Here is a 12,579-nt window from a genome sequence, read left to right as displayed (position 1 = left end):
CTTGACAGGCAGGTATTTGCCTGCCTTACTGTAAGTGTGCAACTCGACCTGGACAAAGTGTTCAAGGCGCTGGCGGATCCGACCCGCCGGTACCTGCTCGACCAGCTGCGCGAGGACAACGGGCAGACGCTGGGCGAGCTGTGCCGCCGGCTGGAGATGACGCGGCAGTCCGCGACCCAGCACCTCGCCGTGCTGGAGGCGGCGAATCTGGTGAGCAGCGTGCGCCGCGGCCGGGAAAAGCTGCACTACCTCAATCCGGTGCCGCTGCACGAGATGCAGGAGCGGTGGGTGAACCGGTTCGAGCAGCCGCGGCTGCGGATGCTCAGTGCCGTCAAACGTCGAGCAGAGGAAGCCATGAAGCCGAGTTTTGTGTATGTGACCTACATCCAGAGCACGCCGGAGAAGGTGTGGCACGCGCTCACCGACCCTGACCTGACCGGGCAGTACTGGGGCCACCGCAACGAATCCGACTGGAACAAGGGTTCGCGGTGGGCGCACGTGCGGACCGACGGGTCCGGGATCGCCGACGTCGAGGGCGAGGTGATCGAGGCGGTCCCGCCGAAGCGCCTTGTCACCACCTGGTACGACCCGAACGGACCGGAGGACCAGGAACCGTCCCGCGCGACGTTCGACATCGAACAGCACGAGGGCATCGTCCGGCTCACGGTGACGCACGAGGACCTGCCGGACGAGAAGGCGCACCAGGACGTGTCCGGCGGCTGGGCGGCGGTGCTGTCGAACCTCAAGTCGCTGCTGGAGACCGGGCACGTGCTGCCGCAGGCTCCGTGGGAGATGCCGTGACGGCCACGCGGGAATAGACCCGCGAGCAGGTTTGTTGGGGTCTGGTGAGCGCCGGTTTTCCGCCGGGCAGTCGCTCGCCGGGCCCCCTTTCGCGTGCAGTGCCAGTTGTGCGGCCGGAACCGATGCGCTACTCTCACCGCATACCCCAGGAAGCCGGCCCCGCCGCCCCGGGGTTCCGCCCTCTCCGCCAGCGTGAGTCCACGCGACGAGGATCGGCGTCTTTCCCGAAGCCCGTCGCCTGACCCGCTTCGTCTCATCCCGGCGGTACGCGTTTCCGCGTCGACTGCCACTGCTCAAGGAGCCACAAACCATGACACAGCAAGGAATTCTCGACATCCGCGGCAAGACCGCCGCACTGGGCTACGCCCCCGGCGGCCCGTCCGTGCCTCTCTCGTTGATCCGCACCCACGGCCTCCGCCGAGGCGACGAACTCGTCCTCGACAACGGCGAACTCGTCTCGGTCAACGGCCGTCCGCCCGGCGAAAAACGTCCCGATTTCGACACCCTCACCCCGATTCACCCGAACCAGCGACTGGTCCTCGAAACCAGCCGGCACCAGCTCACCACCCGCGTCCTCGATCTCGTGGCACCGCTGGGCAAAGGCCAGCGCGCCCTGATCGTCGCCCCGCCGCGCACCGGGAAAACCACTGTGCTGCAAGCGATCGCGCAAGCCGTAGCGGTCAACCATCCGGAGGCGCACCTGATGGTGCTGCTCGCCGACGAGCGCCCCGAAGAGGTCACCGACATGACCCGCTCGGTGCACGGCGAGGTCGTCGCGTCCACTTTCGACCGCAAGCCCGCCGAACACACCGCGGTCGCCGAACTGGCCCTGGAACGAGCGAAGCGCCTGGTCGAAACCGGCCGGGATGTCGTGCTGCTGCTGGATTCCCTGACCCGCCTGGGTCGCGCGTACAACCTGGCCGCCCGCACCTCCGGCCGCATCCTGTCCGGCGGCGTCAACGCCAGCGCACTGCACCCGATGAAGAAAATCCTCGGCGCGGCAAGGAACATCGAGGACGGCGGCTCGCTCACCATCATCGCCACCGCCCTGGTCGGCACGGGTTCGCTGGCGGACACAGTGTTCTTCGAGGAACTGAAAAGCACCGGCAACTCGGAACTCCGCCTCGACCGGATGCTCGCCGACCACCGCGTGTTCCCCGCCGTGGACTTCTTCGGCTCCGGCACCCGCCGCGACGAGCTGATCGTGCCGCCGCGGGAGCTGGCCGTGATGAACGAGGTCCGCCGCGCACTGTCCACACAGGACCCGAAGCGGGCTGCGGAACAGTTCTTGGAACAGGTCCGCACGACGAAGTCCAACGCGGAATTCATTGCGCGGGTGAACGCTTCGCTTGCCGTCCCGGCTGCGGCGGCCGCTTGAGGTGGAGACCGAACGCCTGCGCCTGACCCCGATCTGCCCGCGCCGCGGATATCAGCCGAAGCTGGCAACGCGACGGCGTCGGCAAATGGCTGGCCCACCACCGGGGATCAGGAGAAGTCCTCGGCCGCGGCAGACTGTCCTATCAGGACGTCGATGGCGCACGACGGCTGGAGATCGGCTGGGCGGTACGCGAGGCACACTTGGGAAACGGCTACGCCACCGAGATCGGCCTCGCTGGCCTGGCCTACGCACGAGAACTCGGCGCGGCGGAAGTCGTCTCCTTCACCGAGGTGCACAACGTTCGTTCCCGTGCGGTGATGGAACGACTCGGCTTCGCCTATCGCCACGATTTCCCGCACCGAGGCGAACCGTTCGCCCGCTACGCGGTTTCCCTCGGCAGTTGAGCCGAATTTCCGCCGTTGCCGAAGCGGGACCGTTCCACTCTTTCGATAGATTTCTTTTTGTGCTATAATCGCCCAGTGCCGGGTTAAGGTCCGTACTCATGACCCCCGACGCGCACCCCAGCCACACCGCACTCCTCTCCGCCGCAGCGCGAGCCGCGCATCTGCTCGTGGACGAGCGCCCGGCCATTTTTACCGATCCGCTCGCCAAAAGCTTCCTGGGAGAACGCGCCGAAGAACTCCTCGGCTACCACCGGTCCTACGGCAGCCACCCCGTGCTGTCCGGTGCCCGCACCACCGCCGCGATCCGTAGTCGCTACACCGAGGACCGGTTGGCCGCCATGGGCGTGGACCAGTACGTGATCCTCGGCGCGGGCCTGGATTCCTACGCCTACCGCGAAGCAGGCCGGGTGCGAGTCTTCGAAGTGGACCAACCCGCCACCCAGCGCTGGAAGCGGAAACTGCTGGCCGACCGAGGCATCGCGACGCCGAAGACAGTCGAGTTCGTCGCGATCGACTTCGAGGACGACCCTGCGCTGACCGGCCACCTCGTCCGAGCCGGCTTCGACCTGAACCGTCCAGCGCTGGTCAGCTGGCTCGGCGTCACGATGTATCTCACCGAAGAGGCAATCAGCCAAACCCTCCACGCAGTCAGCGGTTTCGCGCGCGGAACAGAACTCGTCGTCGAACACCTCCTCCCCGCCGAACTCCGCGACGAGGCAGGTCAGACATACGCGGAGCTGGTCATGGCGGCGGCAGCCGAGAACGGCGAACCCTGGCAAACCTTCCTCAGCGCCGAGCAGATGGCCGCGCTGCTGCGAGACCACCTGCTCGAGCCGATCGAACACGTCCGGCAAAAAGACGCCCCCATCGAATGGCAACGCGGCGACGGGCTGCGCCCGACCGAACTGTCCGTCCTGACGAGGGCCCGCGTCAGGGAATCGTCACCAGCCAGCGATCCGAACGCCGCCGCAGATAGCCCCACCAGTACCCGGCCGAAACCAGCAGCACTCCGGCGGTAATCGCCAGATCTAGCAGGCTCTGCGACACCAGCACGTACCCGAGCGCCAGCACCACGACGACGGGCACCACCGGCCACCCCGGCATTCGCCAGACTTGCGGACGCCGGTGCGCCGGTCGCCGCGCCCACAGCACGCTCACTGAAATCGCCAGGTACAGCGCGACCACCGCCACCCCAGTCACGCCGCTCAGCGTTTCCACCGGCACAAAGCACAACACCGCTTCCGAAACGCCGACCACGAGCGTCGCCACCCAAGGTGCCCCGAACCGCGGGCTCACCACGCTCAACGCGCGATTCACCGGTTCCGGCCAAGCGTGATCCCGCCCCGATGCGTACAGCACGCGCGAATTCTGGATCACCATCACGATCACCGCGTTCACGATCGCCGCCGCGATGCACAGGCTGATGATCGTGCCGAACGTCGAACTGCTCCAGCTCACCACGAGCGCGGTCAGGTCGAGGTTCCCGAGCGTCGCGAGATCCGGGACGCCGAGCGTGATCGCGATGACCGGGACCAGGATCACGACCGCGCTGACGCCGAGCGTCCAGAACACCGTCCGCGACACCGTTTTGTGCGGTTCCCGCATCTCCTCCGCCAAATACACCGCGGTCGAGAATCCCTGCACCACGAACAACGCCACCGCGAGCCCCGCGATCACCGAGACCAGCGCGATCGGATGCACGCCGTCCATGCTGGGCCGCACGAGCACCGCGGCCGGACGGTCCGCGTGCGCGAAGCCGAGCACGGACACCACGACGATCGCGACGATCTCGAGCACCAGGAAAATTCCGGTCAGCCACGCGTTCGAGCGCAGATTCACCAGGCCCATCCCGGTGGACGCCAACATCACCAGCGCACCCGCCACCGACGGATCGACGTGCACGATCACCGCGAGGTAGTCGGCGACGCCGATGGCGATGATCGGCGGCACCACCAGGATCACGATGAACGACAGCATGAAGGTGATCCACCCGGCGAACCGGCTGACCACTGTGGACACCATGGCGTACTCGCCGCCCGAACTCGGCACCAGCGTGCCCAGCTCGGAGTAGCAGAACGCGATCCCGACGCACAGCAGCACGGCGAGCCCGATGGCCAACGCGGTGCCGGTGCCGAGCGAGCCGAACAGCGGCGGGACGAGCACGAACAACGACGACGCCGGGGTCACGCAGCTGAGCGTCAGCAACGTTCCGCCGCCGACCCCGATGGATCTGGTCAGCGAGCGGGGCGCGGGCGAACCGGCGGTCGTTTCGGTCTGGACGGGGACCGGATGAGGCGGCATGGGGATCCCTCCGTCGGCGGCGCTTGAGTTCGACGGATGGAACAGGACGGGTTTGCCGTTGTCAACGCCGGAAAGACGACGAAATCCGTTGTCGATCACCGCGCTCGACGGTCCATCTGGACACTCAGCGCGACGATCTGCCACGCCCCCGGTTGCCCGCGCGGGGGTCGACCGGAGATGATCCCGGGATGCAGAGCCAGGACCCGAACCGGCCCGTGCCGCCGGTGGTCGACGACATCTCGAAGCAGATCATCGCCCAGTTGCAAGAGGACGGACGACGGCCGTACGCCACGATCGGCAAGGCGGTCGGGCTGTCCGAGGCCGCGGTCCGCCAGCGGGTGCAGCGGCTGTCCGATTCGGGCGTCATCCAGATCGTCGCGGTGTCGGATCCCTTGCAGGTCGGGCTTTTCCGCCAGGCGATGGTCGCGATCACGGTCGACGGCCCGCTCGACCCTGTTGCCGACGCACTGGCCGAAATGGACGAGATCGACTACGTCGTGCTCTGCGCCGGCCGCTTCGACGTGCTGTGCGAGGTGCTCTGCGCCGACGACGAGGCGCTGCTCGACGTGATCTCCAACCGCATCCGGACGCTGCCCGGAGTGCGCACCGCGGAGACGCTCGTGTACCTCAAACTGCGGAAACAGTCGTACCAGTGGGGCACGCACCGCCGGTGACGACGAAATCCGAAGGTATGTCTCGATAAGACGGTGGAAATTAGTCGTTGTGGGTGGCGACGACGACTGATCCGCTTGCCAAGCGGCGTTGACTCATGCGATAACCGAGAAGTCCGGCCGGTACGCCGCGGTGCGTGCCGGTAGCTTCGAGGCCCGTTTCGAGGAGCCATGACCACGACCGCCGAACCCGCCGGGATCGCCACCGTCCAGGGCGCCGCCGCATCCGACCATCTCTGGCTGCACTTCACGCGGCACAGCCAGGCCGAGCACTTCCCGGTGATCGTGCGCGGCGAGGGCGCCTACCTCTGGGACGACACCGGCAAGCGCTACCTCGACGGGCTCGCCGGGCTGTTCGCGGTGCAGGTCGGCCACGGCCGCGAGGAACTGGCCGAAGCCGCCGCGCGGCAAACGAAACAGCTCGCGTACTTCCCGCTCTGGGGCCACGCGCATCCGCCCGCCCTGGAATTGGCCGAACGCCTGGCCGCCGCTTCGCCGGGCGACCTCAACCGCGTGTTCTTCACCGTCAGCGGCGGCGAATCCGTGGAAACGGCGTGGAAACTCGCCAAGCAGTACTTCAAGCTGGTCGGAAAACCCGCCAAGCACAAGGTGATCAGCCGCGCCCTGGCGTATCACGGCACGTCCCAGGGCGCGCTGTCCATCACCGGAATTCCCGGGGCCAAGGCCGATTTCGAACCGCTCGTGCCGAGCACCCTGCGCGTGCCGAACACGAACTTCTACCGCGCACCCGAGCACGCCGACGATTACGAGGCGTACGGCCGATGGGCCGCGGACCAAATCGAGCAGGCGATCGAATTCGAGGGCGCGGACACCGTCGCCGCGGTATTCCTCGAACCCGTGCAGAACACCGGGGGCTGCTTTGTCCCGCCGCCCGGGTATTTCGAGCGGGTGCGCGAGATTTGCGACAAACACGACGTGCTGCTGGTGTCCGACGAGGTGATCTGCGCGTTCGGCCGGATCGGCTTCGACTTCGCGGCCAAGCGCTACGGCTACCAGCCGGACATCATCACCACCGCCAAGGGCCTGACCTCGGGTTACGCGCCGCTCGGCGCGGTGCTCGCCAGCGAGAAGCTGATGGAACCGTTCGCCGGCGGCGAGGCGACCTTCATGCACGGCTCGACCTACGGCGGCCACCCGGTTTCGTGCGCGGTCGCGCTGGCCAACCTCGACCTCATCGAGCGCGAGAACCTGTACGGCCATGTGCTGGAGAAGGAAACCGCCTTCCGGGCGACCCTCGACCGGCTGACCGATCTGCCGATCGTCGGCGACGTGCGCGGCACCGGTTTCTTCTACGGCATCGAACTCGTCAAGGACAAAGCGACCAAGGAGACGTTCACCGCCGAGGAATCGGAACGCATTTTGCGCGGTTATCTCTCGGACGCGCTGTTCGAGGGCGGGCTTTACTGCCGTGCCGACGACCGCGCCGAGCCGGTGGTCCAGCTATCGCCGCCGTTGATCTGCGACCAGCCGCAGTTCGACGAGATGGAGCAGATCCTGCGCGAGGCGCTCACCGGAGCGTGGAAATTGCTCTGACGCCCCGCTGCCGCGCGGGTTGTCCCGCTACGCTGATCTTCGTTGCCTACCAACGGGAGGAAGCGCGTGGCGCAGTGGAATGACCTGGTCGCCTACATCAGGCAGACCTACCGGGTGATCCGGGACGACCCGGGCGAAATCCGGATCCGGGTCCTGTTCGGCGACGACGCGGAAACGACGGGGCGCGCGCAGGTCGTGGTGATCGCCCGGGAGATTTTCGACCAGCGCGAGGACTGGGTGCAGATCGCGACCCCGTTCGCGCGCGTGGACGAGGTCGATCTGCTCACCGTGCTGACGGAGGTAGGCCAGACGCTGGTGGTCGGCGGGCTCGTGGTGATGGGCGAACACCTCGTGCTCCGGCATTCGCTGCCGCTGCTGAACCTCGACCTCAACGAGTTCACCGATCCGCTCGAACTCGTCGCCGGTTCGGCCGAGCTGCTGGAACAGCAGTTCACCGGGCGTGACGACTACTGAGCGGCCGCGGCCACGAAAAAGCGGGACCCTGATCCGATCAGGGTCCCGCTTTTCGTCGGCTCAGTACAGCTGTGTGACCGGCGGCCGGGGACCGTCCATCCTGGACTGGACACCCGGCTCGACGGCCGCGCAATGCTTGCCGCGACCCGGGTTCGAGCCGTCGATCAGGAAGGCGTCGGCTGCGTCGGTGACGCACTGGCTCTTCTTGAAGTAGGCGCCGTGGCCCCAGCCGTCGTAAGTGAGCAGCGGCGCACCGGACTGCTGCGCCGCGCGCACCGCCCAGCCGTACGGTGTGGCCGGGTCGTAACGGCTGTTCAGCAGCAGCATCGGCACGCCCGGGCGGATCGACAGCGGGTGCTGCGGGTTGCGCACCGGGCTCGGCCAGCCGGCGCATCCGGCCGCCGCGTTCCAGCCCAGCGGCGAGAAGTGCAGGTCAGGCGACACCGTGGCGAGCGCGCGCCGGTAGCCGTCGAGCTGCGGGTAGCTGGTGACCGGCAGCCGCCAGTCCGAGCAGAAGATGCTGTTGAACGGGTTCGGAACCGGGGTGTCGTCCTTGGCGAAGGACGACTCGGCCGGTTTCCCGTTGCGCAGGTCGACGAGGCTCTTCGCGAGCTTGTCCCAGGTGGGGCCGTAGAAGTTGTGCGAGACGAGGCTGACGAACGCCATCGGGTCGAGTTTGTCGTCCGGAGTGCCGAGGTCGCCGCGTTCGGCGCGGGCGTACAGGTCCGCCACCACCGCGCGGACGTCCTGTCCGTGCAGTGCGCACGCCGTCGTCCGGTCGCACCACTCGGCGAACTGCCCGAACAACTCTTGCGTGGCCTCGGTTTCCGTCTTCAGGAACTCCCAGGTGCTGCGGATCGAGTGGTCCATGTTGCTGTCGAGCACGAGCGCGCGCACCCGGTCCGGGTACGCCTCGGCGTACTGCTGGCCCATCAGCGTGCCGTAGGAAACGCCGTAGTAGGTGAGCTTTTCCTCGCCGAGCGCGGCGCGGATCGCGTCCATGTCGCGCACCACGCTGCGGGTGTCCGAGCGGCTGGCGAGCGGCCCGGTCATCTTGTCGCAGCTGCGGCCGAGGGCGCGGTTGTAGCCGAGCAGCTGCTGGAATTCGCCGGAATCCTTCGGCAGCACCGGGTTTTTCGCGGTGAGTTCGTCGAGGCCGCACTGGATCGCGGTGCTTTCCCCGACCCCGCGCGGATCGAACCCGACCGTGTCGAACCGTGCGGTGACCTTGGGCGACAGTGACCAGCCGCTCTGCACTTCGCCCGCTCCCGCGCCGCCCGGCCCGCCGGGATCCATGAGCACCGAACCGATCCGGTGCGCGGGATCGGTGGCCTTGCGCCGCGCGAGCGCGAGCTGAATCGTGCCGTCCCCGGGCCGGTCCCAGTCGAGCGGCACGGTGAGCTTGCCGCATTCGACCCCCTGCCCGGTGGGGCACGGCTTCCAGTCGATCGCCGCGGGCGCGGCGTTCGCCGGCGCCGCGGTGCACAACGCCGTCGCCGCGCAGACCGCGGTGGTGGCGGCGGCCAGTTTCCTGCCCAGACCCAATGCCTTGCCCCTTCGGCGTGAACTGGAGACGTCAGAGTCCCCGATCTTGCCAGAAGGTGACAGGTGCCACTAGTGCGGGCTCAATGTCCTTTGTGGACGGTGTGAGTGCTGGCGAGATGTACTTGGAAGGCAAGCGGAATCAGCCCGTCGGGCCTGGCCAGCGCGGGTGCTTGGGTGCGAAACGCGGTTTCGAGCGCACCGGAAGCCGATTCGCTCAGCGGGAACAGGTTGTAGAAGGTCGAGACGAAATCCCAGACCTGATCGAGTGAACCGCTGAAGTCGATCTCCTCGGTACGCCACCGAACCGGACCGAATCCAGCGGGAGCGAGGATTTCGTCCAGCCCCGCCTGAGTCGCCGTGCGCTCGTCGCCGAGTGGAGACAACCGCTGTTCAGCCGGGACTCCGGCGAGAATTTCCCGCAACAGCTTGCCGAACAGCGTGCGTGCGTCGTCTCCGGCCGCTCCGCCGCTGAGCACGAGCGAGAGCTGTCCGCCCGGCCGCAGCACGCGGGCCAGCTCCGCGGCCACCTCGTCGATGTCGGACATCAGCATGAACGCCATGTGCGACACGCAGGCGTCGAAAGTGTGGTCCGCGAACGGGAGTTGCTGTGCCCGCCCCTCGACCACGGTCGCCGAACGCTGCTTGGCGAGGGCGAGATCCGTGCTCGACAGATCGATCCCGACGGCCTGATGTCCCGCCGCGGCAAGGAGGTCGAGCAGAAAACCGTCGCCGCAGGCCAGGTCGAGCACGCGCCCCGGACCGGCGATCTCGTCGAGGAGCAGCTCGTAGCTCGACCGTCCGTCGGCACCGCACCCACCGCCGAACGCGCGCGACGTAACCGCCGGATGGCTTGCGTGGAAGGCACGAAAGAAGGTTTCTCGCTCGGACCTGGTCACTCTCCCAACTTACGCACCGGCGCGAAATCCCGCCCGCTCTTAGTAGAATCACCGGATGGCGGACGTGGCGGCGGATCGGCGCGAGGCCGAGGTCTGGTGTTCCTACCAGCGCGTGCAGCGGGCGCTCGGCAGCGCGCTCGACCGGCAGCTGGAGCGCGACGCCGGGATCTCCGGGGCCGACTACGCCCTCCTCGTCCCGCTCGCGAACGAACCGGACGGCGTGCTGCGGATGCGCGAACTCGGCGCGACCGTCGAATGGGACCGCAGCCGGCTGTCGCATCACGTGAGCCGGATGTGCAAGCGCGGGCTGGTCACGCGCGAGAACTGCACCGAGGACGCGCGCGGGGCGAACGTCCGGCTCACCGAAGCGGGGCGCGCCGCGGTCGCGGCGGCCGAGCAGCAGCACGGCGAACTCGTGCGCCGGTATTTCTTCGACCAGGTCAGCGGCCCCGAGCTGGAGCTGCTCGGCCGCGTGTTCTCCCGGATGCTCGCCCGGCTGGCGCAGGACTGACCGAGACCGTCAGCGCTCCGTGCGGGCGCGGTAAGCGGTGCGCCGCAGTCTTGCCGCATCGCCTACCGATCCAGGGGAGCAGAGATGACCAGCAAGACCGTTCTCGTGTCCGGCGCCAGCGTCGCGGGTCCGTCCGCCGCCTACTGGCTGCACCGTTACGGCTATTCGGTGACCGTCGTCGAGGCCGCGCCGCAGCTGCGTCCGGGCGGGCAGGCCGTCGACTTCCGCGGCGAGCAGATGAAGCTCGTCGAAGCGATGGGCCTGCTCGACGACCTGCGCGAGCACGAGACCGCGCTGCGCGAGCAGGTGCAGCTCGATCCGTCCGGGCAGCCCGCCTTCACCCTGCCTAGCGGGTTCACCAACGGCGAGCTGGAAGTCCTGCGCGGCGACCTCGCCCGCGTCCTCTACGACCACACCAAGGGCTACACCGAGTACGTCTTCGGCGACCGCATCACCTCGCTCGCCGAGACCGCCGACGGCGTCGACGTCACTTTCCGGCACGGTGCCCCGCGCCGGTTCGACCTGGTCGTCGGCGCGGACGGCATCCACTCCGGCGTGCGCACGGCCGCGTTCGGCCCGGAGGCGAAATTCCGCACCGACCTCGGCTACCACGTCGCCGGGTTCACCGCGCCCAACCACCTCCGCCTCGACCACGCGGGCCTGCTCTACAACGAACCCGGCCTCGGCGCGATCGTCACCAGCCACCGCGACCCGGCAACCGTCACGGTCGGCCTCTCCTTCCGCGGCGACCCGGACGGGTACGGCCGCCCCGACCTGGAGCGGCAGAAGGACATCGTCACCGAGGTCTTCGCCGGCGCCGGATGGGAACTCCCGCGCCTGCTCGCCGCCGTCGCCGACGCGCCCGACCTGTACTTCGACACCGTCGGCCAGATCAAGCTGGACAGCTGGTCGCGCGGCCGGGTCGTGTTGCTCGGCGACGCGGCCTGGTGCGCCGGACCGGGCGGATCGGGCACCGGGCTCGCGATGATGGGCGCGCAGGTGCTGGCCGGGGAGCTGGCCGCGGCGGGCGGCGACCACGCGACCGCTTTCGCCCGCTACGAGCAGCGGCTGCGCAAACCCGCCCGCGTTGGCCAGCGCAACGGAGCCGGTTCGGGCGACTTCCTGGTCCCGTCCACCGAGGAGAAGCTGCGCAAGCGCAACCGGATGTACCGCCAGCTGAGCGGTCCGATCGGCCGCCGCGTCTTCGAGTACATGGGCAACCGCGCGGCGAACGCGGTCAAATACCGCGAATACCCCCAGCCTCGCGCGCACGCCTTGCCTTGACGCTGGCGTAAAGGTTTAGCGTCGAAGACATGCGGATCGGCGAACTGGCCCAGCGGGCCGGGACCACCACGCGGGCCCTGCGCTTCTACGAGGCACAGGGCCTGCTCCCGGCGACGCGCGCGGCGAACGGCTATCGCGAGTACGACGAGGACCACCTGCGGCTCGTCAAGGAAATCCAGACCCTGCGCACGGTCGGGTTCAGCCTCGACGACACTCGCCCGTTCGTCGACTGCCTCCGCACCGGCCACGACGCGGGCGACGCGTGCCCGGCGTCGGTCGAGGTGTACCGGCGGAAGCTGGCGGAGGTCGAGGCCTGCATGCGCGACCTCGCCGCGGTCCGCTCCGCCCTGCTCGACAAGCTCGCCGCCGCTGCCGCGCGCCCGGCTGACCCCTGCACTGCCGAATCCGAGGAGTCCCGATGACCACAGACGCCACCTTCGCCGCCGACGTCCTGAATCACGGCCAGCCCGTCCTGGTCGATTTCACCGCCGACTGGTGCCCGCCGTGCCGGATGATCGCGCCGGTGCTCGCCGAGATCTCCGCGGAACGGCCCGGCCTCACCGTGCGCGAGATCAACACGGACGAGAACCCCGAAACGATGCGCGCGTACCAGGTGATGGCGCTGCCGACGCTGATGCTGTTCCGCGACGGCGCCCCGGTGGCGTCGTTCGTCGGCGCGCGGCCGAAGGCGAAATTGCTCGCGGAATTGGACAAAGCCCTGGGCTGAACCGGTGGATTTCCCCGTCTGCCCGGTGCTCTG

At 68.3% G+C, this 12,579-nt stretch carries 14 protein-coding genes; 11 read left to right on the top strand and 3 right to left on the bottom strand.

The features are described 5' to 3' along the window. Positions 1 to 48: 48 nt before the first annotated feature. The 4 genes from SSMG_RS30140 to SSMG_RS30125 all read left to right on the top strand — a co-directional run bounded on the left by SSMG_RS30140 (position 49) and on the right by SSMG_RS30125 (position 3,602). Complete coding sequence (locus tag SSMG_RS30140) at positions 49 to 801, top strand: metalloregulator ArsR/SmtB family transcription factor (protein ID WP_037718243.1); 753 nt, start codon at positions 49 to 51, stop codon at positions 799 to 801. A 310-nt stretch (positions 802 to 1,111) separates the two neighbouring features. Beyond that, positions 1,112 to 2,179: a transcription termination factor Rho gene (rho, locus tag SSMG_RS30135; RefSeq protein ID WP_037715301.1), complete on the top strand. Its 1,068-nt coding sequence runs from the start codon at positions 1,112 to 1,114 to the stop codon at positions 2,177 to 2,179. Between the two features lie 50 nt (positions 2,180 to 2,229). Beyond that, positions 2,230 to 2,583 (top strand): GNAT family N-acetyltransferase, encoded by a 354-nt coding sequence (locus SSMG_RS43920; protein WP_078560961.1) that lies wholly within the window; start codon positions 2,230 to 2,232, stop codon positions 2,581 to 2,583. 98 nt (positions 2,584 to 2,681) lie between these two features. Beyond that, positions 2,682 to 3,602, top strand: a complete 921-nt coding sequence (locus SSMG_RS30125; RefSeq protein WP_009082331.1) for a class I SAM-dependent methyltransferase — start codon at positions 2,682 to 2,684, stop codon at positions 3,600 to 3,602. Here SSMG_RS30125 and SSMG_RS30120 read toward each other — a convergent pair. Then, a complete protein-coding gene (locus SSMG_RS30120; RefSeq protein ID WP_037715299.1) occupies positions 3,514 to 4,884 on the bottom strand; it encodes an APC family permease in 1,371 nt (456 codons plus the stop codon). The genes SSMG_RS30125 and SSMG_RS30120 overlap by 89 nt on opposite strands. A gap of 188 nt (positions 4,885 to 5,072) precedes the next feature. On the opposite strand from SSMG_RS30120, the gene SSMG_RS30115 reads away from it, so the two are divergent. The 3 genes from SSMG_RS30115 (at position 5,073) to SSMG_RS30105 (ending at position 7,583) form a co-directional block, all read left to right on the top strand. Then, positions 5,073 to 5,558, top strand: coding sequence for an Lrp/AsnC family transcriptional regulator (locus tag SSMG_RS30115; RefSeq protein WP_009082329.1), 486 nt, complete (start codon positions 5,073 to 5,075; stop codon positions 5,556 to 5,558). Between the two features lie 168 nt (positions 5,559 to 5,726). Continuing rightward, complete coding sequence (locus SSMG_RS30110) at positions 5,727 to 7,109, top strand: aspartate aminotransferase family protein (protein WP_009082328.1); 1,383 nt, start codon at positions 5,727 to 5,729, stop codon at positions 7,107 to 7,109. Positions 7,110 to 7,175: 66 nt separating this feature from the next. Beyond that, complete coding sequence (locus tag SSMG_RS30105; protein WP_009082327.1) at positions 7,176 to 7,583, top strand: hypothetical protein; 408 nt, start codon at positions 7,176 to 7,178, stop codon at positions 7,581 to 7,583. 60 nt (positions 7,584 to 7,643) lie between these two features. Here SSMG_RS30105 and SSMG_RS30100 read toward each other — a convergent pair whose 3' ends face one another. Together SSMG_RS30100 and SSMG_RS30095 are read right to left on the bottom strand one after the other, a co-directional pair. Continuing rightward, positions 7,644 to 9,128, bottom strand: a complete 1,485-nt coding sequence (locus tag SSMG_RS30100; protein ID WP_009082326.1) for an alpha/beta hydrolase — start codon at positions 9,126 to 9,128, stop codon at positions 7,644 to 7,646. Between the two features lie 80 nt (positions 9,129 to 9,208). Beyond that, a complete protein-coding gene (locus SSMG_RS30095) occupies positions 9,209 to 10,024 on the bottom strand; it encodes a class I SAM-dependent methyltransferase (protein WP_009082325.1) in 816 nt (271 codons plus the stop codon). Between the two features lie 55 nt (positions 10,025 to 10,079). On the opposite strand from SSMG_RS30095, the gene SSMG_RS30090 reads away from it, so the two are divergent. The 4 genes from SSMG_RS30090 (at position 10,080) to trxA (ending at position 12,546) form a co-directional block, all read left to right on the top strand. After that, positions 10,080 to 10,535 (top strand): MarR family winged helix-turn-helix transcriptional regulator, encoded by a 456-nt coding sequence (locus SSMG_RS30090; RefSeq protein ID WP_009082323.1) that lies wholly within the window; start codon positions 10,080 to 10,082, stop codon positions 10,533 to 10,535. 84 nt (positions 10,536 to 10,619) lie between these two features. Next, positions 10,620 to 11,819 (top strand): FAD-dependent monooxygenase, encoded by a 1,200-nt coding sequence (locus tag SSMG_RS30085; RefSeq protein ID WP_009082321.1) that lies wholly within the window; start codon positions 10,620 to 10,622, stop codon positions 11,817 to 11,819. A gap of 29 nt (positions 11,820 to 11,848) precedes the next feature. Then, a complete protein-coding gene (locus SSMG_RS30080) occupies positions 11,849 to 12,241 on the top strand; it encodes a MerR family transcriptional regulator (protein ID WP_009082320.1) in 393 nt (130 codons plus the stop codon). Next, positions 12,238 to 12,546 (top strand): thioredoxin, encoded by a 309-nt coding sequence (trxA, locus tag SSMG_RS30075; protein WP_009082318.1) that lies wholly within the window; start codon positions 12,238 to 12,240, stop codon positions 12,544 to 12,546. Before SSMG_RS30080 ends, trxA begins: the two co-directional genes overlap by 4 nt. The last annotated feature ends 33 nt before the right edge of the window (positions 12,547 to 12,579 follow it).

It is taken from the genome of Streptomyces sp. AA4 (assembly GCF_000158875.1).
Lineage (GTDB): Bacteria > Actinomycetota > Actinomycetes > Mycobacteriales > Pseudonocardiaceae > Amycolatopsis.
Note: the sequence above shows the minus strand (reverse complement) of the source record. Positions and strands in the feature narration are given on the sequence as shown.